Here is a 24,769-nt window from a genome sequence, read left to right as displayed (position 1 = left end):
GCGCTCAGAACACCAACGGCGGCCCGGCCTCGGCCGCACGATCCGATTGCTCGCCTCTCGAAGCCTCAGGCACCTCACCCCCGGCCGTCACCCCACCCGCCAAAACCGGACCAGCCAACGAACGCTCGGCATCCAAGCCCGCCGCTCGCAGCGTCCCGTCCACCTCCGCCAACCCCTGGTTCAGCCTCGCCTCTTCCTCGCGCAGCGTCCGCTGCGCCAGCTCGATTTCACCCCGCATCGTCCGGTACTGCTCATCGAGGTAGTCGATCTCCTCCCGGAACTCCTCCCGCACCGCACGCGCGTACAACTGCATTTGCCGCACCGCCCGCCCGATTTGGTACGCCATCTGCGGCAGCCGCTCCGGCCCCACCACAACGAGCAGCAGGACGAGAATCAGCAACAACTCCTGGTAGCCAATGCCCAGGAACTCCACGCATCCCTCCCGGGGGGCGGCCCCGCGCCCCCGATGGCGCGGGCACCTTACTCGTCTTCGACCCCGTGGTCCTTCAAATAGTCTACGGCGTCTTGCACCGTCACGATCTTTTCCGCGTCCTCATCGCTGATCTCCAGCCCCTCCACATCGCTCGCGAACTCCTCCTCGAGCGACATGATCAGCTCCACCAGATCGAGCGAATCCGCGTTCAGATCGTCCACGAAAGAGGCGCCCGGAACCACCTCCTCCTCCTCGACACCGAGCTGCTCGACCACAATCTTCCGAACACGTTCGAATACCGTTGCCACGTTGCTGGATTCTCCTCGAATTGACGTTTACTGCTTCGCTTTCGATGACGTGCTGTCCAATGGTCCCGGCGGCTCGCTCCCGCCTTCGTCCGCCAGATCCACCGCCGGCCGCAAGCGTTCGCTCACCGTCCGCAAGACACCGTTCACGAAACTCGGCGAACTTTCGCCTCCGTACCGATGCGCCAGCTCGACCGCCTCGTTGATGACGGCCGCGACCGGCGCCGCATTGTCTGCGACGAGCTCCCATATTGCAAGCCGCAGGATGTTCCGGTCAACGACAGCCAGCGTCGCAACCGGATATTTCGGCGCAGCCTCCTGAATACGCCGGTCCAGCTCCGGCCGCATCGCCATCACCCCACGAATCGCCTCCAGCCCCCGCCGCTCCCACACCTCCCCACGAAGTGCCCGCTTCGATTGCCGCTCCTCCTCCAACCGTCGGCGAAACGCCTCCTCCGGCGAATGACCCGAAGTCTCGCCCTCGTACAGCGCCTCCAGAGTGAGCTGGCGAACGAGCCGGTGTGGGCTGGCAGTCACGCCATTACCATACCGCCATCCACGTGAATACACTGCCCCGTGATATACCCAGCACCGTCGCTCGCAAGAAACGCCACCAGCGGCGCCACCTCCTCCGGCCCCGCCAGCCGACCCAGCGGAATCTGCGACTTCGCCCAGGCCACCGCCTGCTCCGACATCCCCTGAATGATGTCCGTCTCGATGAACCCCGGGGCCACCGCGTTCACCGTAATCCCTCGCGAAGCCACCTCCCGCGCCAACGCCCTCGTAAAACCGATCAGCCCTGCCTTCGCAGCCGCATAATTCGCCTGCCCGGCGTTCCCCATCACACCCACCACGCTCGTAATGTTGATGATCCGTCCGCCTCTCGCACGCAGCATCGGTCGCATCGCCGCCCGTGTCACCAGAAACGCCCCCCGCAGATTCACCCGGTGCACCGCGTCCCAATCCTCGTCGCTCATCCGCATCAGCAGCCCATCGCGCGTAATGCCCGCATTGTTCACCAAAATATCCAGGCCACCCAACCGCTCGACCGTCGCCTTCACCATCCCAGCAGCATCCTCCGCGCTCGCCACATCACCCCCCACCGCGAACGCCTCGCTCCCCATCGCGCGAATCGCCGCCGCAACCTCCTCCGCCAACTCCCCGTTCGCCCGATAGTTCACCGCCACACGAGCCCCGCGCCGGCCCAGCTCCAAGCAGATCGCCCGCCCAATCCCCCGGCTTCCACCGGTGACGAGCGCAACCTTCCCCTCCAGCTCACCCATCCGGCAGCTGCACCCGCACCGAAGCCGCATCGTTCACATTCACACAGTGCGACTTCCGCAGCATCCGCTTGATAATCGCCGTCAGGACTCGCCCAGGCCCGAACTCCACGAACGTCTCCACGCCCTGTTCACCAAGGAACTCCACCGTCCGGCTCCATTGCACCGGTCGGCAAACCTGATCCACCAGCTCATGGCGAATCGCCATCTCGTCCTGCGTCGGCGTCGCCGAAACATTCAAGACCACCGGAACCGCAGGGTCCGCCAACGTCGCCGTCGCCACCGGCTGAACCATCCCCTCCGCCGCCGGCCGCATCAGCGAACTATGGAACGCACCGCTCACGCTCAACGGAATCACCTTCACCGCCCCCCGCGCCTTCGCATAGTCCAACGCACGAACCACCGCCTCCCGTCGCCCACCGATCACGATTTGCCCCGGCGCGTTCACATTGCAGACCTCCGCACCAGCCTCCCGACAAATCTCCTCGCAATCCGCCAGGTCCAGCCCTAGGACCGCCGCCATCGTCCCCGGGTTCCGCTCGCCAGCCGCCTGCATCAGCTCACCCCGAATGCGCAGCAGACGGATCGCCTCGTCGAACGGCAGCGACCCCGCCGCCACCAGCGCCGAATACTCCCCCAGCGAATGCCCCGCAACGAACGCCGGACGCTCCAACAACTGCGGCGAAACCTCCGTCGCAACCTTCAAAAGCGCAAGACTCGTCACCGCAATCGCGGGCTGAGCATTCCTCGTCTGCTGCAGCTCCTCCTCCGGCCCCTCGAAACAGAGCCGGCTCAGACCGAACCCGAGAATCTCGTCCGCCCGGTCGTACAACTCCCGAGCCGTCGGAAACTGCTCATAAAGATCCTTGCCCATGCCAACGGCCTGGGCCCCCTGCCCCGGGAAAACGAACGCCCGGCCCTTACGGACCGGGTCGCTGAACACCAGAAACGGTTCCAGGGCCGTCGCTCCGAAAGTCAGTCGAGCTCCGGTTCCGGCAGCCGAATCACTTCCCGGCCCCGGTACGTCCCGCAGATCGGGCAAGCGTGATGCGCCAGCCGCGGGCTCTTGCACCGCGGACAATCGATGATGTGGGGCAGCGCAATCTTCAAATGCGATCGGCGCTTCCCCTGACGCGAAGCTGCGTATTTCCGCTTCGGCAGCGGCGGCATAGCGGCTCTCCTTCAGGTCGTTACCCATCGTTCCCAGACTGCAGTGAGAGCAAACTCGCCCATCGAGGATCGATCGGAGAGCGCTCGCACTCACAGACTTCCACGCCAAGGTCCGTCCCGCACTCCGGGCAGAGCCCTGGGCAGTCCGGCCGACAGAGCGGCTGCATCGCAGCCGCCATCACCGTATATTGCCGGACAGCCTCCGTAATGTCGATCTCGTTGTTCAAATCGATCAAAAACGTGTCCTCGTCCTCCCCCTCGATCGGCTCCAGCCAGCGCCCATCCACCAGGTCCACTTGCTGCCGGAAAAACTCCTCGAACCTCACCCGCTCCGGATACGCAAACGCCACCAAACAGCGGCTGCACAGCGCATCGATCAACACCTCCGCCTCGCACCGCACCAACACCCCACGCGGCACCCGAACGATCTCCACCGACCCCCGATGGACCGGCTCCTCCGGCTCGATCCGGTGCCGTCGGCTCGCGCCAACCTCCGCCTTCAGCAGCCCAGCAACATTGAATCGCATACCTCCGCCCCCTCCTTGCGTACCTTCCCTACCAGTAAACCCCATTTCCCACCCTCCCGGAAGCCCGCCCCCACCCCCGCACCATGCCATAACTTCCACCCAAACGTGACGATTCACCCAAAACCCCACCAAACCGTTGAGCAGCCCACCATCCCGCCCTAGGCTTAGCCGCTAGGGTTAGCCCCGCACACCACCATGTCCCTCGTCACCAACATCCGCACCCTCCAGGAAATCGACGACGAGGCCGCCGCCCTCCAGGCCGCCCTCTCCGACCTCGACGCGCGCCTCGCCCACTCCCCCGCCCTCCAGTCCGCCGAAGAAACCTACACCGCCGCCGACACCCGCCATCGAGAACTCCAGCGCAACCAGCGCAACCTCGAAGCAGCCATCGCCAACCTCAACGCCCGCATCCAGCCCGAAGAACGACGCCTCTACGACGGCTCCGTCCGCAGCCCAAAGGAACTCACCGCCATCCAGCACGAACTCGAGCTGCTCCGTGCCCAGCGCAGCCAACTCGAAGACCAGCTCCTCCAAATCATGGAGCAGCTCGAAGAAGCAACCACCATCCGCAACCAAGCCGAAACCCACCTCACCCAGGCACGCGCCGCGCGCGCCCAAGAGCTCCAGCAACTCCAGCACCGTCGCGACGACCACGCCGCCCGCCTCGCAGAAGCCCACGCCCGCCGTCAAGCGCTCGCCGCCACCATCCCACCCGCCAACCTCCGGCTCTACGAAGACATCCGCCGGCGCCGCGGCCAGGCCGTCGCTCGCATCCAAGGCTCCAGCTGCACCGGCTGCCGCGTCACCATCCCCGAAAGCGTCCGCCGCAAAGCATTCGACCCCACAGCCCTCGCCCAGTGCCCCAACTGCGAACGCATCCTCTACGTCGGGTAGGCACCCCCCGTGCAAGCCATCGGCTACTTCTCCGGATCCGCCCGCCGCAACGGAAAAAAACGGAGCATCGGCGACCAGAACCGCGCCTTCCTCGACTTCTGCCAGCGCTCCGGTTACGACATCGTCGCCACCTTCGCCGACCCCGACGAAACCTCCGACGCCGGCTTCCAACAGCTCCTCGAATACCTCCGCCGTCCCGGAAAAACCTTCACCATCGTCGTCGTCGACACCCTCACCGCACTCGGCCCCGACCTCGGCGCAGCCGCCCTTCGCCTCCTCGAACTCGAACATCACGGCGCCACCGTCCTCCTCTCCACCAACGGCGCCGACGCCTTCCAATCCCTCGTCGACACCTGGGCCGAGCGCGGCGAAGGTACCCCAATCTCCGAACGCGTCCGCTCCGCAATGCGCCGCAAAGCCGTCCGCGGCGAAGTCCTCGGCCGCCCCCCCTACGGCTACCGAGTCGGCCCGCGCCGCCGACTCGAGCTCGTCCCAGAAGAAGCCGTCGTCGTCCGCTACATCTTCCGCCTCTACCTCAGCGAAAACCTCGGCGTCCGCAAAATCGCCGGCCGCCTCAACGACGAAGGCATCCCAACCCGCCGCGGCGGCCGCTGGAGCATGGTCACCGTCCGCGACATCCTCCGAAATCGCGCCTACCTCGGCCACTACTCCCGCTTCGGCACCACCGTCACCGGCAGCCATCCAGCACTCGTCTCACCCGAAGACTTCCGCCGCGTCCAAGACCGCCTCCAGTCCCGCCATACCCCCGCCCGCCAGCGCACCGTCAACCCATTCCTCCTCTCCGGCCTCGTCCACTGCGCCCGCTGCGGCAACCGCATGATCGGCGTCAGCCGCCGCCAAACCTGGCTCACCCGCTCAGGCGAAACACGAACCGCCACCTACCGCTACTACCAATGCGAATCCCGCACCAACCAAAGCGCCTGCGGCTACAACACCCAACGCGCCGCCGACCTCGAAGCACGCGTCCGTCAGGCACTCGACAGCGACGACCACCCCGGACCACGCGTCCGCATCGCCGGCAACATCGACTCCTACGCCCTCGAGCTCCAAACCCAAGTCGAGCGCATCGAAGCGCGCATCCGCCGAAACCGCCGCCAAGTCGAAGAACTCGTCGCCGACGCCGCCCACGGCCACATCACCATCGAACGCATGAAAGCCATCGGCATCGACCTCGCCGAAGAACACCGCCAGCTCGAAAACGACCTCCACACCGCCAGACAGCGCCTCCAAGCACACCACTCCGAAGCCGAGCGCCGCCGCCACCTCGAACAGCAACGCCAACGCCTCCTCCAACACTGGGAATCCCTCTCCTTCGACGACCTCCAAACCGCCCTCCGCGACGTCGTCGACCGCATCGACGTCGACGGCAACGACGTCCGCGTCTACCGCCGCGCCTGAACCCCTGCCCGCCGGCCCCACACACGTGCATACTGAAACCAATGTCCGACAACCTCTTCACCATGCTCTCCGCCTACCGCCCAGGATCCAAAGCCAGCCCCTTCGAAAACTACTGCACCAGCGCCCTCGCCTACTTCCTCCGCAGCGGCCACCGCATGCTCAACGCCCTCTTCGCCCAAGCCGCCGGCGCCGGAACCGAACCCCTCGCCCTCGTCGAAGTCCAGCCCCGCTTAGCCGACGCCGGCATCGCCGACCTCCTCCTCACCTACGAAGGTGGCCGCCGCGTCCTCATCGAAGTCCAAGTCGAACCCGGCGCCGACGAATCCCAGCTCCCCGGCATGGAGTCCGTCGCCCGCCAATGGAGCCAGCCCCCGTCCTTCATCATGCTCGGCCTCCCCCGCCAAGACGTCCCCCCGCCATGGGTTCCCCTCACCTGGTACCAAATCGTCGAAGCCCTCGAAGGCGACCCCGACCCCATCGCCACCCAGTTCCGCCAATTCATCCTCGAAGACATCCTCGGCCTCGGCGAAGTCCCCCTCGACGAAGCCCTCACCACCAACCGCCTCCACGCCCTCATCGGCGCCACCCTGCGAATGCACTTCGGCCCCTCCGTCCGCTACATCGCCAGCGCCTCCCGCCCCATCGGCGGCCAATACCGCTACTTCGGCACCACCTTCGCCCTCCCCGGCCAAGAAATGACCTGCTGGCTCGGCCTCGTCAACGAAACCGTCCCCCTCGGCGAGCACTACCACCTCATGCTCGCCACCCGCGACAGACCCGTGCTCCTCCCCGTCCAACAGCCCCGCGCAACAGGCGACTGGAAATGGCCACACTGGACAGGCATGGGCAGAGTCGTCCGCCCCATCACCCGAGTCCAAGTCGAAGGCCTCCTCGAACGCCTCAGCCCCGACAGAACCCTCGAACCCTAGAGCAAATCGCCCCCACAGGCCGGCGCCGTCGTCCCGAACTCCTTGAACGCCTTGATCACATTGCGCCCCGTCGTCCACCGGTGCACCTCGTCCGGCCCATCCACCAGCCGCTGCGACCGAATCGCCGTGTACCACCGCGCCAGCGGCGTATCCAGGCTGTACCCCAGCGCCCCATGCAACTGAATCGCCGTGTCCACCACCTTGTGCACCATATTCGCCAGAAACACCTTCGCAATACCATTCTCCTGGCGAATGTCCAGCCCCCGCTCCGCCTTCCACGCAATGTGCAGCAGCATCAGCCGCGCGATATAAAGCTCCGAAGCACAATCCGCCAACATCCACTGCACCCCCTGCCGATCCGCAAGCAAACGACCGAACGTCTCCCGCTCCGTCACCCGCTTCGCCGCCATATCCAGTGCCCGCTGTGCCATCGCCACATTGTGCATACCGTGACGTAGCCGCCCATACGCCAGCCGGTGCTGCCCCATGTTGAACCCATTCCCCTGCCCACCCAGCAAATTCTCGTGTGGAACCACCAAATTCTCGATCCGAACCTCCGCGTGCCCGCCCCCCAAAACATGCGACAACGGCCCCTCGATCGCCATCGTCGGAATATCGCGAACAATCCGATACCCCGGATTCGGCAGCTCCACGATGAACGTACTGAACTGCTGGTGCCGCGGAGCATCCGGGTCCGTCTTCGCCATCACCACCGCAATGTCCGCCACACTCGCTGCACTCGAAAACCACTTCTCCCCATTCAACACCCAGTGGTCCCCATCGCGCACCGCAGTCGTCCGCATCCCCGTCGCGTCCGCACCCGCCGCCCGCTCCGTCATCGAATAGCACACCCGCTTCTCACCGTTCAGCAGCGGCTTCAAGAACCGCTCCTTCTGGTACTCCGTCCCATACGTCAGGATCGTCAGCATCGTCGCATCGTCAGGCCCCTGTGTGTTCAACGCCAGCGCCCCCAGATAGCTCTCCCCCAGCTCCATCTGCACCAGCGCATTCGCCAACGGGCCCAGCCCCATCCCACCCCACTCCTTCGGGATGAACGGACACCACAACCCCTGCGCCCGCGCCTTCCCGCGCAGCTCCGCCAGCACCTCCTTGTACGGCTCCCCCTCCAGAAGCCGCCGCTCCGCCGGAATGCACTCCGCCTGAACGAACGCCCGGACCTTCTCGCGGATAGCCTTCGCCTCCGCCGGAATCTCGAAATCGACTGCCATCGTTGTCCCTTCCCTTCGCCATGAACCTAGCCGGGAAGCGAGCAGCCGCGGCCCGGCAGGGCCCCCATCATAAGCACTCCCAAGCCACCCTGCCGGCAAGCCCTACAGCCCGCTTCCCCCCGACACCACCAGCAGCGACCCCGTCGTATAACTCGAAGCATCCGAAGCCAAATACAACGCAGCCCCAACGATCTCCCGCGGCTCCCCGCCCCGCTGTAGCGGAATCTGCGTCCGCGCCCGCTCCTCGAATGCCCGCATATCCCACGCCTTCGAAATATCCGTCAAAAACGGGCCCGGCACGATGCAATTCACCCGAACCTTCGGCGCGAACGCCCGCGCGAACCCAACCGTCATCGCGTTCAGCCCCGCCTTCGCCGCCGCATACGGAATCACATCCGGGCTCGGGTGAAGCGACGCCGTGCTCGACACCATAATGATCGAGCCCCCATCCCCCTCCACCATCCGCGTGCCAACCAGCGCCGTCAGCCGGAAAGGCCCCTTCAAATTCACATCCAACACCTTGTCGTACAGCGCCTCCGTCACATTCGCCACCCCGTCATAAATCGGCGACATCCCCGCATTGTTCACCAACACGTCCACCCGCCCGAACTCCTCGTACGCCACCTCCGCCAGGCGCTCCACCTGCTCCCACTCCCCCACATGGCAGGCAACCGGCAGCGCCCGGCGACCCGTCCCCCGCACCACCTCCTCCGCCAGCCGCTCGCACGCCTCCAGCTTCCGGCTCGCGATGATCACATCCGCCCCAGCATGCGCGAACGCCAGCACCATCTCCCGCCCCAACCCCCGGCTACCCCCGGTCACCAGCGCAACCTTCCCCTCCAAACTGAAAAGCCTCCCGATATCCATGCCCCCTCCTGTCGAAATCGAAGCATATCGGCGCCCAAGCCTACCCCAACCCGCGCCGGCCCGTCCTTCCAGCCCCCAGAACTCGCGCCTCGTCGCCCGCCCCATTACCCTGAAAATGGCGTGAACGCACGCCACCCCAAACACACCCGCGGGAACCAGCAATGGCCAAAGTCGGCATCATGGAAACGGCCATCCGCGATGGCCACCAATCCCTTCTCGCCACCCGCATGCGCACCGAGGACATGATCCCCGTCCTCGAGCTCATGGATTCCATCGGCTACCACTCCATCGAATGCTGGGGCGGCGCCACCTTCGATACCTGCCTCCGATTCCTCAAAGAAGACCCCTGGGAACGGCTCCGCGAAATCAAAAAACGCCTCGCCCACACCCCCACCCAAATGCTCCTCCGCGGGCAGAACGCCGTCGGCTACCGCCACTACGCCGACGACGTCATCTACGAATTCTGCGACCGCGCCGTCCAGAATGGCATGGACATCTTCCGCATCTTCGATGCCCTCAACGACACCCGGAACCTCGAAACCGCCTTCCGGGCCGTCAAAAAGGCCGGCGGCCACGTCCAGGGCGCCATCTGCTACACCACCTCCCCCGTCCACACCGTCGAATCCTTCGCCAAGCTCGCCGACGAAATGATCGCCATGGGCGCCGATTCCATCGCCATCAAAGACATGGCCGGCCTCCTCAGCCCCGCCATGGCCAAATCCATCGTCGAGGCCATTCGCAAAAAACACCCCACCATCCTCATCCAAATGCACTGCCACGATACCGGTGGCTTCTCCGAAATGGCCTACCTCATGGGCGTCCAGGCGGGCGCCAACGTCATCGACTGCGCAATCTCCCCCCTCGCGGGCGGAACCAGCCAACCCGCCACCGAAACCCTCGTCGCCGCCCTCGAAGAGTTCCCCGAGTACGCCACCGGCCTCGACATGGAAAAGCTCCGCCAGCTCGCCGACTACTTCCGAGGCGTCCGCCGCAAATACTGGAAATTCGAATCCGGCCTCCTCGGCATCGACGCCGGCGTCATCTCCCACCAGGTCCCCGGCGGCATGATCTCCAACCTCGTCGGCCAACTCCGCGAGCAAGGCGCCGAGCACAAACTCCCCGAAGTCCTCGAAGAAAACGCCCGCGTCCGAGCCGACCTCGGCTATCCCCCACTCGTCACCCCCAGCTCCCAAATCGTCGGCACCCAGGCCGTCCTCAACGTCCTCACCGGCAAACGGTACGCCACCGTCACCCGCGAAACCCGCAACCTCGCCCGCGGCATGTACGGCCGCACTACCGTCCCCATCGCACCCGAAATCCTCCAACAGCTCCTCGGCGACGAAAAACCCATCCTCCATCGCCCCGCCGACGACCTCGAGCCCGAAATGGAAAAAGCCAAGGCCGAGATCGCCGACCTCGCCCAAAGCCCAGAAGACGTCCTCAGCTACGTCATGTTCCCCCAGGTCGCGCGCGAATACTTCCAGTGGCGCAACGAAGGAGGCGGCCCCGAACGCGAACTCGTCGCCGCCGTCGTCGCCGCCATGACCATCTCCGAAAAACGACAACCAACCGCAGCCGCCCCCGCCCAAGTCATCGTCCCCAACGGCGAAACCAACAACTGGCGCTCCTTCGGGCGCCTTCGCCAAATGCGCTGAGGAGAAGCACCCCATGGCCAAAGTCACCATCGGAGGCCGCACCTACGACGTCGAAGTCCGCGGAGATCGCGTCATCGTCGACGGCCACGAATACCCCGTCACCGTCCGCGAAGACCCCGGCCACAGCACCGTCACCGTCGGCGGAGTCCCCTACCGCATCCAGCTCCCCCCCGCCGACCAACGCCACAGCGGCATGGAAGTCCAAGTCGACTATCGCCCCTTCACCGTCCAGTGGGAAGGTCGCCTCGCCGGCGGGTCCGCCCCCCGCCAACGCCCCGCTCCCAGCACCACCGCCAGCAGCGGCACCAAACCGGCAGCCAAAGGCGCCATCACCGCCCAGATCAGCGGTAAAGTCGTCCGCATCCACGCCAAGGCAGGCCAAACCGTCAGCAAAGGCGACGTCATCCTCATCCTCGAAGCCATGAAAATGGAAAACGAAATCAAGGCGCCCGCCGACGGCACCGTCAAAGAAATCACCGTCACCGAGGGCCAACGCGTCGCCGAGGGCGACGTCCTCGCCGTCATCGAATAACAAATAACGCCCCCCACCCACACCACCCCCGAAGGGCCCCGCTCCGCGCCGTGGCCCCTCAGCGCGATCGGCGCGATAATCCCACTGGGCCCGTAGCTCAGTGGTAGAGCAGTGGACTTTTAATCCATTGGTCGAGAGTTCGAATCTCTCCGGGCCTACAAGCCCCTCCCCGAAACATCCCGCCGACACCCCGACTCCAAAAAAGCCCGCCCCACCCCGTCGCAGCCGCAGCTCCCCCTGAACGGTCCCCCGGCCGGCGCCGTCGCCCCCCCCAGCGATGCACAAGCATCCCCGCATACCGCCCGAAACGAGCGTTCGTACCCAGTTTCACAATTTGGGCCCCTAGGATGGCCGAACAAGGACCGATCGACCGGCGATGCACACCCGCCCAGACCCCAAACTGAACGCGGCAACGGCCCCACAACCCCGAGAGCCACCAGAGGGCCAAAGCCGGAGGATCGATGCATGGCTGACGATCGGCACCAGACACCTGCCTCAGGTCCGGCTCCAAACACCCCCGATGTGGTCGAACTTCCCGATGTGACACGCAGAGACCTCGTCGCCCGCCTCATGAAGATCGGCGCCGTCTCCCTCGCCATGGCGCTCGCCGGCGGCGGAGCCGTGACCACCCTCACCACCGCGATAGCCGCCGAAAGCACCAAATCCGAGCGCAAATACCGCTACGGCATGGTGATCGACACACGCCGATGCGTCGGCTGCGAAGCCTGCGTCGTCGCATGCAAACAAGAGAACAAAACCCCTCCAGGCGTGTACTACACCGTCGTCCTCGAGAACGGCTTCGGCGAACGCCCCGATGACCGCCCTCTCTTCCTCACGAAACCATGCTTCCACTGCGAACACCCACCCTGCGTGCCCGTTTGCCCCGTCGGCGCCACCTTCAAACGAAAGCAGGACGGCATCGTCGTCGTCGACTACGACCGCTGCATCGGTTGCCGGTACTGCCTCGTAGCCTGCCCCTACCAAGCCCGGTATTCCGACTTCGGCGAGAACTACCCCGCCATCGAGCACGATACCCCCTGGGCGGACGTTCCTTCGCCCGAATACAAGCAATTCCGTCAGCGCGCCGAAGGCAAATCCCCCATCGGCAACGCCAGAAAGTGCACCTTCTGCCTCCACCTCCAGGACGAAAACGGAAGATACGACCAGGCCGCCGGCCGCTGGCCCGCTTGTGCAAAAACCTGCACCGGCAAAGCCATCCACTTCGGCGACCTGAACGACCCAGACAGCGAAGTCTCGCGCCTCCTCCGCGAACGGCAAGCCATCCGCCTCAAAGAAGAGCTCGGCACCGAGCCCAACGTCTACTACCTGGTCTGACAGGGGGGAACCATGCTGTCCGCCAAAACGCTCAAAACCGCATTCTGGACAATCGGCGTCGCGCTCGTTCTCGCCGGTTCATGGGCATGGATCGACCGATTCGTCAACGCCGACAAAAACGCAAATTACGGCAGCGTCGTCCCCTGGGGCCTGTGGGTGTCCGTCTACATCTACTTCATCGGTCTCAGCGCCGGATCGTTCCTCGTATCGTCGCTCGTCTACGTCTTCCGGATCCAGCGATTCGAGCCGATCGGACGCCTCGCACTGTACTCCGCCGTCGTTACCCTTCTCCTCGCTCTCCTATCGATCTCCGCTGACCTCGGTCATCCCTTCCGAGCATGGCACGTCTTCGTCTACCCCAACTTCCGATCACCCATGGCTTGGATGATCTGGCTCTACAGCGCCTATTTCGCACTGCTCATGCTCGAACTGTGGTTCGTCCTTCGCCACGATCTCGTCAGGGCCTCCAAAGGTCCAGGCTGGAAGGCCAAAATCTACAGAGTGCTCGTCTTCGGCAGCCGCGACGAATCCCCCGAGACCCTCGCAAGTGACCGCCAGATCGTCCGCGTACTCGCCACCATCGGAGTCCCCCTCGCGATCATGTTCCACGGCGGAGTTGGCGCCCTCTTCGGGGTGGTTTCTGCCCGGCCCGCTTGGCACGGCGGCCTATTCCCCATCCTCTTCCTTGTCTCCGCCCTCGCCAGCGGAGGTGCTCTCCTCGTCCTCGTCAGTGCCGTATTCCAGGAAGGCCTTCGCAAGAACCGCGACACCGTGCTTGCACTCGGCTCGCTCGTACTGGTCCTCCTCGCCATCGACCTCCTGCTCGAGATCTCCGAGATACTTGTCGGCTTCTACGGCAACGAACCCGCCAGAGTATCGAACCTCAGGCTCATCTATGGCGGGCCCTACTGGTGGGTATTCTGGATCTGGCAGCTCGGCCTCGGCACCATCGTCCCCATAGCAATCCTCCTCCTCCCGCAAACCAAGAAAAACCCAGCAGCCGTTGCACTCGCCTGCGGAATGATCACCGTCGGCTTCCTCGCCTTGCGCCTCAACATCGTCATCCCCGGCCTGGCCGATGAGCAGCTCGCCGGCCTCACCGAGGCAATCAGCTCCGACCGCGTTTCGACCGACTACGTCCCAAGCGTCATGGAGTTCCTGTTCTCCGCAGGCATCGTCGGCATCGGGCTCCTGCTCTTCGGACTCGGCGAATGGCTACTCCCGCGCGGCCAAGAAACCAGCAACGAGGAGGTCTCCCATGTCTCAGCCTGACGCAAAAAAGATCGGTCGTCGGCGCCTGTTCAAACTCGGCGGTGGCGCCGCCGCCGGAGTCGCAGCCGCCGCAGCCGTTTCCGGCGTAGGCACTCGCTCCGGCGAGCACGCGATAAAAGCCAACGCCGCCGGCCTCGAAAAATGGGGCCGGACGGCCGGGACGTGGATCCCCTCCGCCTGCAACATGTGCGGCGGCCAGTGCGGCATCAACGTCCACGTCGTCGATGGCATCGTCGAAAAAATCGAGCCCAACCACTGGAACCCCAACAACTACACCAACATCTCCACTGACTGGTTCGATGGCTACACCGACGAAGCCGGTTGCAAAGAAGGAGCCGTCATCTGCCCCAAAGGCAACGCCGGCATCATGGCCCTCTACGACCCTGAACGAGTGAAAACCCCCCTCAAACGCACCAACCCCGATAAATCCATCGGCGCCGATCCAAAGTGGCAGGAAATCTCCTGGGACCAGGCGCTCGACGAAATCGCCGCCAAAATGAAGGCCCTCCGCGACGCCCAAGAAGCCCACAAGCTCCTCTGGTTCAGCGAAGACCACTCGTTCACGCACCCGCAACAGGACTTCTGCACGCTGTTCGGTACGCCCAACTACTCCAATCACTCCAACCTCTGCGACGTCTCACGTAAGGCATCGTTCACCCTCGCCATGGGTCACGATCGCCCCCTCGCCGATTTCATCCAGTCCAAGTACATCATGCTCTTCGGCTGGAACCCCACCTCCGCCATCAAGTGGGTCCACCTCCCCCGCATCATCACCCGAGCTATCGAGCGGGGAGCCAAAATGGTCGTCGTCGACCCCTACCTCTCCGACACCGCCGCCAAAGCCCAGGAATGGGTTCCTATCCGTCCCGGCACAGATGGCGCATTCGCCCTCGCCCTCGCTCACGTCATCATCCGCGACAACCTCTACGATGAAGAATTCGTAAAGAATTGGACAGTCGGCTTCGCAGAATTCGCCGCCTACGTCCGCGACAAAACGCCCGAGTGGGCCGAAGGCATCACCTCCATCCCAGCCGCTAAAACCGAACGCCTCGCCAAAGAGCTCGCAACCACCAAACCCGCTCTCGTCGATTGCTGGAGCGGTCCAGGCCAGCACTCCAACGGAGTCCAAGGGGGCCGAGCCATCGCCCTCCTCAATGCCCTCATCGGTACCATCGATAAGCCAGGCGGCATGATCATCCCTAGCCGCGGCGGTGGAAAATGGACACCCGCCGAACCCGACGAAACCGCCGCTGAAACACTCAAGAACGAACGCATCGATTGGCGAAGCAAGGACGGGCACACATACCCATTCCGTCACAGTTCCGGAATCTACACACAAGCCTTCGAGAATATCCTCGAGGGTCGGCCCTACTTGCCGAAAATGGCCGTCATCGTCTTTCAAAACGTCATGATGTCGGTCCCGGGGTCAAATACCGTCGCCAAAGCACTTGCCAAACTCGAAACCGTCGTCGTCATCGACACCATGATGAGCGAAACCGCGATGATGGCCGACTACGTCCTCCCCGGCACCGTCTACCTCGAACGCTACGACATCAACGGCCACTGGGTCACCTGGCCCGTCGTCAGCCTTCGCCAGCCCGTCGTCAAGCCCCTTTTCGGTCAACCCGCCGAATACGAAATCGTCGCAGCCCTAGGCCGGCGGCTCGGCCTGAAAGACAAGTCCGGCAAAGAGTTCTTCCGAATCGGAGCGCTGTCGGGTAAGCCGATCGAAGACCTCACCGAATGGTACGAAGAGCAACTCTCCAAGGAGCTCAAGAACGGCAGCCCCGGACTTACCCTCGAAGAAATGAAGCGCCTCCCTGGCGCTGTCTGGGTCGATAAAAAAGGAACGAAATACCAAAAATTCGCCGAGCCACTATCACCCGATGTCCTCGCATCTGCCTACTTCGATGGCGACCCCACCGCCGATGGCACCGTCATCTACGACAAAGATAAAGCCGCCGGCGGAAAACCGATCGGCGTCGTTCAAAATGGCAAAGCAGTCAAAGGCTTCGGAACACCGAGCCGCAAAGTCGAATTCTACGCAAAATCGGTCATCGGAAAGATCGACGCGGCCGGTAAACCCGTCGACCCCTTGCCCGTCTACGTACCGCGTGACTGGCAGCCCGACGACGAGTACCCCCTCTACCTCGTCAACTGGAAAGAAGCGAGCCATACCCACACCCGCACCTTCAATAACCCGTGGCTCCTCGAATTGAAGGACCACAACCCCCTCATCATCCATCCCGACACCGCCCGAAGATTCGGCGTCGCCGATGGAGACGACGTCATCGTCGAGTCGCCCTATGGCTCCACCACCGCAAAAGTCAAAGTCTCCCGGCGCATGCACCCGGAGGTCGTCGGACTCCAGCATGGCTTCGGCCATTGGGCCCTCGGCTCCAACGCCAAAGGACGCGGCACCTCCGATAGCAACCTCCGCCCCACCAAAGCAGACCCGCTCTCAGGAATGGCTCTCCACAAAGAGGCCTGCGTCCGGCTCCGGAAAGCATAGTCCCCGGGGGGCCCAAACGGCCCCCCGCATCCCCCTCACCGCCGTCGACGCGCCACCCCGCGAACCCCCACGCCGCCGGCGCCTCGTCGGGTGCGCGGATAATGCACGTATCGAGAACCACCCGTAGGTCCTACCGAAGCGATTGCGGAGCGCGCACCCCTCGCCCGAAACCCACCCCATCCGCGAGAGCCCTGCGCCCGCCACGGTTCTCCTGCCGCCCGCCTCGTCACTCCGCGACTCATCTGATTTACTCCGCTGCCGCCCCGCCAGCCTCCCGCCCGAACCCCGAATCCAGTTCCACCATCACCCCCTACGTGCGAAACTGAAACCCCAGACCAGCAAGCCCCCGTAGCTCAGCGGATAGAGCAGTGGTTTCCTAAACCATGTGCGCAGGTTCGATTCCTGCCGGGGGTACCACCTTCCTCGCCGCTTGCCTCCCACTCGGGCACTCGCACTATCATGCGTCCAATCCGTCGGGAGGTCCCCTCCGTGTCCTACCAACACATCCTCGTCGACCGCCAGGGCCCCTACATCACCATCACCATGAACCGCCCCGAGCGGCGGAACGCCCTCTCCCTCGGCCACCTCCGCGAACTGCGCGACGCCTTCCGCCAGGCCGGCGAATCCGACGCCCTTGGCGTCATCCTCGCAGGAAATGGCCCCGTCTTCTCCGCCGGACACGACTTCTCCGAAATGGCTGGCGCCAGCCTCAAAGAAATGCGCGAACTCCTCTGGACGTGCACCGACCTGATGGAAACCATGCAACGCATCCCCCAGGTCGTCGTCGCCCGCGTCCACGGGCTCGCCACAGCCGCCGGTTGCCAGCTCGTCGCCACCTGCGACCTCGCCGTCGCCTCCGAAGAGGCCGCCTTCGCAACCCCCGGCGGAAAAGGCGGCTGGTTCTGCCATACCCCACTCGTCGCCGTCAGCCGCAGCATCTCCCGCAAACACGCGCTCGAACTGGCCCTCACCGGCGACACCATCGATGCCCACACCGCCCTCCAATGGGGCCTCGTCAACCGCGTCGTCCCAGCCGAACTCCTCGAATCGGCCACCCTCGACCTCCTCCAGCGAGCCACCCGCGGCTCCCCATTCTCCAAAGGAGTCGGCAAGCTCGGCTTCTACACCCAGGTCGAAATGAGCCAGCACGACGCCTACGCCTACGCCGTCGAACTCATGGCCGCCGCCTCCCAATCCGAAGATGCCCAGGAAGGCATGCGCTCCTTCCTCGAAAAGCGGCCTCCCGCCTGGCGCAACCGCTAAGGCCACCACCAACTTCACACACCGACACCATCGTTCCCCTAGCGGCCCCAGCATCACCCTCTCCCCGATGCGGGCCGAGAACGACAGCGGGCGCCCCCGACCCGAAACCGGCGCGGCACCCTGCCCGGCATCTCGCCCATCCACCGCGACGGGCCCGACGGCCCCCCGGAACCGCCCCAGCCTCCCCCGCAGCCCCCAGCCCGTGCCTCGCGAGAGCCGCATCGCGCTCCCCTCGGCCGACTTCCCTCGCGGGAGCCCCGCACCCCTGCACGCCCACTCCACACCCTCGTCCATTCCGCCCCCGGCCACCTCACTGGCTCGCCGACAGCACCCACCCTCCCTAGCATGAAGGCAGGCCGTGCGTATCCTCGTACTCCTCCTTGGCCTCCTCGGGATCATCGCGGGCGCCGCATGTGCCGCCTCCGGCTTCGCGTCCCTCCGCTCCCTCGATCAGGACGACTACCTCCTCAGCGGCACCGCCCAGCTCACCACCTCCACCGTCGGCTTCGTCGGGTCCACCAAAGAGCTCGCTGGCAGCGACGCCGGAATCCGCAACAACTCCATCACCGTCCGCATCCAAGCCCTCCAAGGCCGGGGCCTCTTCCTCGGCATCGCCCCACGCCAGGCCGTCGAAGCCTACCTCGGACCCGTCCGCCACGAAGTCCTCGACACCATCCGTTACGACCCGTTCGAAGCGCGCCGGACGGCAGTCGGTTCGGCCCCCGCAGCCGCCCCGCCGACCGAATCCATCCCCTGGCTCGTCGCCCAAAGCGGCGACGCCCCCGTCCAACTCACCTGGCAGGCAGTCGATGGCGACTACCTCTTCGCCATCCTCCGGGCCGATGGACAGCCCGGCCTTCAAGTCCAAATCGAATTTGGAACCAAATTCCGCTACCAGCGCGGATTCGCCATCGCCGGGATCGCCATCGGCGGCCTCATCGTCCTCGTCGGCCTGCTCCTCGTTGCCCTCGCCCTCCGCCGGCGGCAGGCCACCGGCTCGAGCAGCCCGATCGCCTAAACCAACCGGATCCAGCGGCGCTTCCCCACCTGCACCACCGCCCCGGGCCGCGCCGGCGTCGTCGGCTCCATCACCAGCCCGTCGACCGTCACCGCCCGCTGCTCGAACAGCCGCCGCGCCTCCCGCTTCGAAGGCGCCGCCCCAGCGCCCACCACCACATCCAGCAGCAGCTCCCCCTCGTGCACCCGGTACTCCGGCATATCATCCGGGAGCTCCTTCCGCTGCACCGTTCGCTCGAAATGCTCCTGCGCCCGCTCGGCCGCCTCCTCACCCCAAAACTCCGCAACGATCGTCCGCGCCAAGAGCTTCTTCGTCTCCATCGGGCTCGCCTCGCCATCCCGCATCCTCCCCAAAATCGCCTCAACCTCCGCCGGATGCAGATTCGTCCCCAGCCGGAAATACTGCCCCATCACCTCGTCCGGAATCGACATCACCTTCCCGAACTGGACCTCCGGCGGATCGTCGACGCCGATATGGTTGCCCTTCGACTTCGACATCCGCTCCTTCCCATCGAGCCCCACCAAGATCGGCACCGTCACCGGCACATGCGGGCGTTGACCCGCATCCTCCTGAATCTTCCGGCCAGCCATCAGATTGAACAGCTGGTCCGTCCCCCCGACCTGAACGTCGCACTCCAGCGCGTACGCGTCATACCCCTGCATCAGCGCATAGAGAAACTCGTGCAGGTAAATCGCATCGCCCGCCTCCCAGCGCAGCCGAAAATTCTCCCGCCGCAGCATCTCCGCCGCAGTGAACTTCGACATCAGCCGAATAACGTCGGGCAGCATCAGCTTCCCGAGCCACTCCGAATTGTGGCGGACCTCCGTCTTCCCCGAATCCAGAATCCGAGCCGCCTGCTCGAAATAACTCGATTCGTTCGCCGCAATCTGCTCCGGAGTCAGCATCGGCCGCAGCTTGTTCTTATCGCTCGGATCGCCCACCAGCGCCGTGTAATCCCCGATCAAAAAAATGCAGTGGTGCCCGAACTGCTGGAACTGCCGCAACTTCCGCAACGGCACACAATGCCCCAGCGTCAGCGAACTCGCCGTCGGATCCACACCCAAATAAACCCGAAGCGGCCGGTCCTCCTCCAGCCGTTCCCGCAGCTCGCGCTCCATCTGCTGCCTCAGCAGCGGGTCGCCATAGTCCACGCCGCTCATCAGAACCGCAAGCTGCTCATCCACCGGAGCCATCGTCCTCGTCATGCGGCCCGTCCCATCACCACGTGCTCAGTCGTCCGAAGCTCACGCGCTCCCAAGCAAGCGCCGCGCCTCCCCGACATCTTCCGCGATTTGCGCCTTCAGAGCATCGGCCGAAGCGAACTTCACCTCCCCACGAATCCGCGCCACCACCTCCAGGTCCATCCGCTCCCCATAAATATCGCCCTCGAAGTCCAGCAAGTACGTCTCGATCGAAACATGCCCCGCGTCGAACGTCGGCCGCCGTCCAATGTTCGTCGCACCCATCAACCGATAGCCCGCCACACTCGCCCACGTCGCGTACACCCCCAGCGCCGGCAGCGCCCGGTCCGCCGCAACCGAAATATTCGCCGTCGGAAACCCGATCGTCCGCCCCCGCTCGAATCCACGAACCACCGGCCCCGAAAGCCGGTACGGCCGCCCGAGCAAACTCGTTACCCGGCGCATATCACCCGCCGCCAGCGCAGCCCGCACCGCCGTCGAACTGAAACGCTCATGGTCATGCATCAGCGGCTCCACCTGCACCACCTCGAAACCGAGCTCGGCCCCCAGCCGCCGCATCCGCTCCACCGTATCCTTCGGCGCTCCCCGACCGAACGCCGCATCAGGCCCCAGCACCATCAGCCGCATCCGCAACAGCTCCACGAACGCCCGCGCCAGCTCCTCCGCCGTCACCTCCGAAACCTCGCTCGTGAACGTCAGCGGAATCACCCAGTCGGCCCCCGCCGCCCGGATCAGCTCCATCCGGTCCTCCAGCGACGTGAGATAGCTCGGCGGCACATCCGGTCGCAACACCGTAATCGGGTGCGGGTGAAGCGTCACCACACCCGGCGAAAGCGCCCGTCGCCGGGCCTCGTCGCGCAAACGCCCCAAAAGCCACTGGTGACCACGGTGTACCCCGTCGAGCACCCCGATAGTCAGCGCCGTCTCCGGGCCCGGCGCCCCAGCAACCAGCTGTGCCCGCGTGAACGAAGGCAACGTCATCGCCCACCATCCTACTCCGGCAGCCGCTTCCCGGCAGTGCTCGCCGCCCCAGAGAACCAAGAGATCGCCCACCTCCACCCAGCCGAATCGTGCAAACTAGAACCAACACCCCGGAGGTAGCTCCCCACTCGTGACCGACAACACCCTCGCCTCCCTTCAGCAGCGCATCCAGCCATTCTTCCCCGGCCTCCTCGGTATCCGCCTCACCGCCGCCACCCCCGAGCGGGTCACCGCAGAGCTCACCGTCCGCGACGAACTCTGCACCGTGCCCGGCATCCTCCACGGCGGTGCCATCATGGCCTTCGCCGATACCCTCGGCGCGGTCGGCACCGTGCTCAACCTCCCCGAGGGCGCCGGCACCACCACCATCGAATCCAAAACCAACTTCTTCGCACCCGGCCTCGTCGGAACCATCATCACCGCCGAATGCATCCCCCTCCATCGCGGCCGCCGCACCCAAACCTGGCAAACCACCATCCGCAACCCCGAAGGCCGCCTCATCGCCCAGGTCACCCAAACCCAGATCGTCCTCGACCCCTGACCCCCAGCCCCGCCCCGCTCACCCAAAATCGTGCGATTCCAGCCGCGCAATAAAACCCGGCAGCGGACAGCGCCGGAACGACTCCGCCACGATATTCGGAAACCCGCTCTGCTCGTTATCCACCCTCCCCCGCACGATCACGAACGGCTCCATCCGGACCAGCGCCGCCTGTCGCTCCTGCAAGCCCCGATGGATCACCACATTCGCGAGCCCGAACTCGTCCTCCAGCAGCATGAACATCACCCCGCTCGCCGTCACCGGCCGCTGCCGCGTCACCACCATCCCCGCCATCTCGACCACCATCCCCTGCGGCAGCCGATTCGAATTTCCCACCCCACCGAGATGGCGACTCGTCACCAGCCCCTCGTGCAAAAGCGGCCGAACGAGCGCCATCGGGTGCCGGCCCGGGCTCAGCCCAAGCCGTTCATAATCCCACGCCAGCTCCTCCCATGCCGGCAACGGCGGCAGGCACGCCATATCCTGCTCCGTCGGCAACGCCAGAGCCAACTGCCGAACCGGCGCAGCCGCCTGTCGAGCGGGCGGTTGCGACATCCGCGCCTCCGTCAGCAGCCCCAGCTGCCAGAGCAGCTCCCGCCGTTCGAGCCCGAACACATCCAACGCCCCGGCCCGAATGAGCACCTCCGCCTGCTCCCGCGTCATCGCCGTCCGCACCAACAGGTCCCGCAGCGAACGATACGGCCCGTTCGCCTCGCGCTCCGCCACCACCCGTTCCGGCAACGGCCGATACCCCGCGCGACCCCGGTGCCGCCGCCAGTCCTGCCACCCACCACCGATTCCGCTCACCTGCTGCAACCCCAGCCGCACATTCCCCTCCTCCGGCCACGCCCCCGCCCGCGACCGGTTCACGCACGGCGGCAACACCCGAATCCCGTGACGCTCCGCATCCTGCGCCAAAACCTCCACCGGATAGAAGCCCATCGGCTGCGCATCGAAAAGCGCACAGTAATACTCCGCCGGATAGTGATAGCGCAGCCAAGCCGACTCGTACGCCAGCAGCGCGAACGCGACCGCGTGACTCTTCGGAAAACCGAACGCAGCGAACGCCGCCATCTTCTCGAACGCCACCTTCGCTGCCTCCCGGCTCACCCCCATCCGCGCAGCCCCCGCGAGAAACTCCTCCTCGAGCGCCCGCATCGCCTCCGACGAACGCTTCCGGCTCATCGCCCGTCGCAGCCGGTCCGCCTGCCCCGGCGTGAAACCCGCCACCGCACAGGCAATCTGCAACACCTGATCCTGATAGAGCACATGCCCCAGCGTTTCCCCCAGACAATGCTCCAGCAGCGGCGCCAACTCCGGATGACCGTAGTCCACCTCGATCGCCTCTCCACGCGCCAGCCGCTCCCGGTACTCCATGTACGGCCGAAACGCCCCTGCCACGATCGGACCAGGCCGGATGATCGCCACCTGCACCGCCAGATCGTCCAGATTCCGAGGCTGCGTCCGCGGCAGCGTCTGCACCTGCGCCCTGCTCTCGATCTGAAAGACCCCCATCGTGTCCCCCTCCCGGATCGCCGCGTAAATCTCCGGACGGTCGTGCGGAATACGCCCAAGGTCCACCCGCACCCCCCGCTCCTCCTCGATAATGTCGAGACACTCCCCTACCGCTGACAGCATCCCGAGCGCAAGAACATCGATCTTCACGAACCGCGCATCGTCGATCGAATCCTTGTCCCACTGGCACACATACCTGCCCTCCATCCGCGCCGGTTCCACCGGCACCACCGACGAAATCGGTTCCGCCGAAACCACCACCCCACCCACATGCTGCCCAATGTGCCGCGGAAAACCAGATACCTGGCCCGCCAGCTCCACAAGGTCGCGCCAGATCGGCGCATCGACCAAGTGCCGCAGCTCCGGAACCTTCCTCAGCTGCTCCGCGAGCCCCCTCGCATCAGCGAACGGCCCTGCCAGCCGGTTGATCTTCGCCAGAACCGGCTCCGGCAGGCCCAGCGCCTTCCCCACATCCAACACCGCACTGCGAAACCGATACGTCGGAAAAGCCGCCACCAGCGCAGCATGCTCCGGCCCGTACCGGTCGTAAATCCGCCGCAGAATCTCATCGCGAATATCCCGCGGAAAATCGAGATCGATATCCGGCAGCGAATGCAGCTCCTCGTTCAAGAACCGCTCCAAGTAGAGCTTGTTCCGAACCGGATCGATATGCGAAAGCCCGATCAAATAGCAAACGATCGAGCTCACCGAAGACCCTCGCCCCCGCCCGACTGGCCGCTCATCCGGCGCCAGCCGTCGATCCCGCCCGTGCAGCTCCGCCGCCACCTCGTTCACCAGCTCGAGAATGTCCCAATACACCAGGAAAAACCCCGCCAGCCCGTGCCTCTCGATCAGCCTCAGCTCCCGCTCCAGCCGCTCCCGAGCCTCCGCCCCATATGGGTCGCCCGGCGGATACTTCCGCCGAAACGCCCGCTCACAGATCCCCCGCAAAAAACTGTCCGGCGTCGCCCCCTCCGGTACCCCATAATCCGGCAGCCGGTACGGCAGATCGCGCGTCAAATCGAACACACACCGCTCGGCGATCGCCAACGTGTTCGCGATCGCCTCAGGGCGCCAAGCGAACCGCTCCGCCATCTCCTCCGGCGATTTCAACAAGAACTCCGAATTCGGCCGCCGCACCGCATGCGACGTATCCAGCGTCAGCCGGTGCCGCACCGCCACCAGCACATCGTGCAGCCGGTGCCGCGTCCGCACGTGATAGTGCACATTGTTCGTCGCCACCACCGGCACACCACACGCAGCCGCCACCCGCGCGAGCACCGCGTTCCGACGCCGGTCACCATGGACATCGTGGTCCTGCAACTCCACGTAAAACCGGTCGCCGAACACCTCTCGGTAACACCCCGCCAGCGCCCGCGCCCCCCGCTCGTCCCCCACCGCCGCCAAACGCGACAGCGCCGACTCACGACAGCCCGAAAGCACCACCAGCCCCTCCCCCTCCTCGAACAGCCACTCCTCCACAATCCGAGGCATATCCTTGCCGAACCTGCGATATCCACGGCTCAGCAGTCGACACAGATTGCGGTACCCCTCCACACCCTCCGCCAGCACCGTCAGGTGCGACGGAACCATCGCCCCGTCCCCACGCCCCGCCACCACCGTAATCTCGCACCCCGTGATCGCCTTCAGCCCGCGCGCCTTCGCAGCCTGCGCAAACTCCATCGCCCCATAAAGATTGTCGTGATCCGTCAGCGCCAGCGCCCGATAGCCCAGCGCCAGCGCCCGGTCGATCAGCTCATCGGGCGTACTCGCACCCTCCCGGAGCGACCAGCACGAGTGCGCGTGAAGCTCGGCGTACCCTGCCACGCCGCCAGAATAGAACAAAAGTTCTCATTAGGGGAGAGGGAAGCAAAAGGGGTGAGGGTGGAGCTT

General features: G+C 65.1%; 23 protein-coding genes and 2 tRNA genes. 13 read left to right on the top strand and 12 right to left on the bottom strand.

All coding sequences use genetic code 11. From position 1 onward, the window contains the following. Window positions 1-4 precede the first annotated feature (4 nt). Genes tatB through VAE53_RS03430 form a run of 7 tightly spaced genes read right to left on the bottom strand, consistent with a single transcriptional unit; the run spans window position 5 to window position 3,715 of the window. Entirely contained in the window at window positions 5-433 is a 429-nt protein-coding gene (gene tatB / locus VAE53_RS03460; RefSeq protein ID WP_322817968.1) for a Sec-independent protein translocase protein TatB, read from the bottom strand. Between the two features lie 47 nt (window positions 434-480). Next, on the bottom strand, window positions 481-741 hold the full coding sequence (acpP, locus tag VAE53_RS03455; protein ID WP_322817967.1) for an acyl carrier protein: 261 nt from the start codon (window positions 739-741) through the stop codon (window positions 481-483). A 27-nt stretch (window positions 742-768) separates the two neighbouring features. Continuing rightward, the gene (gene nusB, locus VAE53_RS03450; RefSeq protein WP_322817966.1) at window positions 769-1,275 is read right to left on the bottom strand and encodes a transcription antitermination factor NusB; all 507 of its coding nucleotides are present in this window, start codon (window positions 1,273-1,275) and stop codon (window positions 769-771) included. Continuing rightward, on the bottom strand, window positions 1,272-2,021 hold the full coding sequence (gene fabG / locus VAE53_RS03445) for a 3-oxoacyl-[acyl-carrier-protein] reductase (protein WP_322817965.1): 750 nt from the start codon (window positions 2,019-2,021) through the stop codon (window positions 1,272-1,274). Before fabG ends, nusB begins: the two co-directional genes overlap by 4 nt. Continuing rightward, window positions 2,014-2,961 carry an ACP S-malonyltransferase gene (gene fabD, locus VAE53_RS03440; protein ID WP_322817964.1) on the bottom strand — a complete coding sequence of 316 codons (948 nt, stop codon included), beginning with the start codon at window positions 2,959-2,961 and terminating at the stop codon, window positions 2,014-2,016. The genes fabG and fabD overlap by 8 nt, the downstream gene beginning before the upstream one ends. Window positions 2,962-2,993: 32 nt before the next feature. After that, window positions 2,994-3,188, bottom strand: coding sequence for a 50S ribosomal protein L32 (gene rpmF, locus VAE53_RS03435; protein ID WP_322817963.1), 195 nt, complete (start codon window positions 3,186-3,188; stop codon window positions 2,994-2,996). 20 nt (window positions 3,189-3,208) lie between these two features. Further along, complete coding sequence (locus VAE53_RS03430) at window positions 3,209-3,715, bottom strand: DUF177 domain-containing protein (protein ID WP_322817962.1); 507 nt, start codon at window positions 3,713-3,715, stop codon at window positions 3,209-3,211. Between the two features lie 195 nt (window positions 3,716-3,910). Between VAE53_RS03430 and VAE53_RS03425 the strand changes: the two genes are divergently transcribed. Genes VAE53_RS03425 through VAE53_RS03415 form a run of 3 tightly spaced genes read left to right on the top strand, consistent with a single transcriptional unit; the run spans window position 3,911 to window position 6,957 of the window. Continuing rightward, entirely contained in the window at window positions 3,911-4,609 is a 699-nt protein-coding gene (locus tag VAE53_RS03425) for a hypothetical protein (protein WP_322817961.1), read from the top strand. A gap of 9 nt (window positions 4,610-4,618) precedes the next feature. Continuing rightward, complete coding sequence (locus VAE53_RS03420) at window positions 4,619-6,028, top strand: recombinase family protein (RefSeq protein ID WP_322817960.1); 1,410 nt, start codon at window positions 4,619-4,621, stop codon at window positions 6,026-6,028. A 41-nt stretch (window positions 6,029-6,069) separates the two neighbouring features. Continuing rightward, window positions 6,070-6,957, top strand: coding sequence for a hypothetical protein (locus tag VAE53_RS03415; protein WP_322817959.1), 888 nt, complete (start codon window positions 6,070-6,072; stop codon window positions 6,955-6,957). Here VAE53_RS03415 and VAE53_RS03410 read toward each other — a convergent pair. Together VAE53_RS03410 and VAE53_RS03405 are read right to left on the bottom strand one after the other, a co-directional pair. Further along, window positions 6,954-8,186, bottom strand: coding sequence for an acyl-CoA dehydrogenase family protein (locus tag VAE53_RS03410; protein ID WP_322817958.1), 1,233 nt, complete (start codon window positions 8,184-8,186; stop codon window positions 6,954-6,956). The two genes, VAE53_RS03415 and VAE53_RS03410, sit on opposite strands and share 4 nt — an antisense overlap. A 102-nt stretch (window positions 8,187-8,288) precedes the next feature. Continuing rightward, entirely contained in the window at window positions 8,289-9,053 is a 765-nt protein-coding gene (locus tag VAE53_RS03405) for a glucose 1-dehydrogenase (RefSeq protein ID WP_322817957.1), read from the bottom strand. 161 nt (window positions 9,054-9,214) lie between these two features. On the opposite strand from VAE53_RS03405, the gene VAE53_RS03400 reads away from it, so the two are divergent. The 9 genes from VAE53_RS03400 to VAE53_RS03360 all read left to right on the top strand — a co-directional run bounded on the left by VAE53_RS03400 (window position 9,215) and on the right by VAE53_RS03360 (window position 18,640). Then, window positions 9,215-10,708: a pyruvate carboxylase subunit B gene (locus VAE53_RS03400; protein WP_322817956.1), complete on the top strand. Its 1,494-nt coding sequence runs from the start codon at window positions 9,215-9,217 to the stop codon at window positions 10,706-10,708. Window positions 10,709-10,721: 13 nt separating this feature from the next. Further along, a complete protein-coding gene (locus VAE53_RS03395; RefSeq protein WP_322817955.1) occupies window positions 10,722-11,240 on the top strand; it encodes a biotin/lipoyl-containing protein in 519 nt (172 codons plus the stop codon). Between the two features lie 86 nt (window positions 11,241-11,326). Beyond that, window positions 11,327-11,398, top strand: a tRNA-Lys gene (locus VAE53_RS03390). A gap of 307 nt (window positions 11,399-11,705) precedes the next feature. After that, the gene (locus VAE53_RS03385) at window positions 11,706-12,575 is read left to right on the top strand and encodes a 4Fe-4S dicluster domain-containing protein (RefSeq protein WP_322817954.1); all 870 of its coding nucleotides are present in this window, start codon (window positions 11,706-11,708) and stop codon (window positions 12,573-12,575) included. 12 nt (window positions 12,576-12,587) lie between these two features. Further along, entirely contained in the window at window positions 12,588-13,847 is a 1,260-nt protein-coding gene (gene nrfD / locus VAE53_RS03380; RefSeq protein ID WP_322817953.1) for an NrfD/PsrC family molybdoenzyme membrane anchor subunit, read from the top strand. After that, window positions 13,834-16,359 carry a molybdopterin-dependent oxidoreductase gene (locus VAE53_RS03375; RefSeq protein ID WP_322817952.1) on the top strand — a complete coding sequence of 842 codons (2,526 nt, stop codon included), beginning with the start codon at window positions 13,834-13,836 and terminating at the stop codon, window positions 16,357-16,359. Before nrfD ends, VAE53_RS03375 begins: the two co-directional genes overlap by 14 nt. 342 nt (window positions 16,360-16,701) lie before the next feature. Then, window positions 16,702-16,776: transfer RNA gene (locus VAE53_RS03370), tRNA-Arg, on the top strand. A 126-nt stretch (window positions 16,777-16,902) separates the two neighbouring features. After that, window positions 16,903-17,622, top strand: coding sequence for an enoyl-CoA hydratase-related protein (locus tag VAE53_RS03365; protein WP_369294018.1), 720 nt, complete (start codon window positions 16,903-16,905; stop codon window positions 17,620-17,622). A 358-nt stretch (window positions 17,623-17,980) separates the two neighbouring features. After that, the gene (locus VAE53_RS03360) at window positions 17,981-18,640 is read left to right on the top strand and encodes a hypothetical protein (protein WP_322817950.1); all 660 of its coding nucleotides are present in this window, start codon (window positions 17,981-17,983) and stop codon (window positions 18,638-18,640) included. Here the strand turns inward: VAE53_RS03360 and tyrS are convergent. Then, the gene (gene tyrS / locus VAE53_RS03355; protein WP_322817949.1) at window positions 18,637-19,845 is read right to left on the bottom strand and encodes a tyrosine--tRNA ligase; all 1,209 of its coding nucleotides are present in this window, start codon (window positions 19,843-19,845) and stop codon (window positions 18,637-18,639) included. The two genes, VAE53_RS03360 and tyrS, sit on opposite strands and share 4 nt — an antisense overlap. Window positions 19,846-19,884: 39 nt before the next feature. Further along, the gene (gene ribF, locus VAE53_RS03350; protein WP_322817948.1) at window positions 19,885-20,823 is read right to left on the bottom strand and encodes a riboflavin biosynthesis protein RibF; all 939 of its coding nucleotides are present in this window, start codon (window positions 20,821-20,823) and stop codon (window positions 19,885-19,887) included. 130 nt (window positions 20,824-20,953) lie between these two features. On the opposite strand from ribF, the gene VAE53_RS03345 reads away from it, so the two are divergent. Beyond that, window positions 20,954-21,364, top strand: a complete 411-nt coding sequence (locus tag VAE53_RS03345) for a PaaI family thioesterase (protein ID WP_322817947.1) — start codon at window positions 20,954-20,956, stop codon at window positions 21,362-21,364. Window positions 21,365-21,382: 18 nt separating this feature from the next. Here the strand turns inward: VAE53_RS03345 and VAE53_RS03340 are convergent, their stop codons facing one another. Then, window positions 21,383-24,703, bottom strand: a complete 3,321-nt coding sequence (locus VAE53_RS03340) for an error-prone DNA polymerase (RefSeq protein ID WP_322817946.1) — start codon at window positions 24,701-24,703, stop codon at window positions 21,383-21,385. Window positions 24,704-24,769 lie beyond the last annotated feature (66 nt).

It is taken from the genome of Tepidiforma sp., from assembly GCF_034432735.1.
GTDB lineage: Bacteria > Chloroflexota > Dehalococcoidia > Tepidiformales > Tepidiformaceae > Tepidiforma.
Note: the sequence above shows the minus strand (reverse complement) of the source record. Positions and strands in the feature narration are given on the sequence as shown.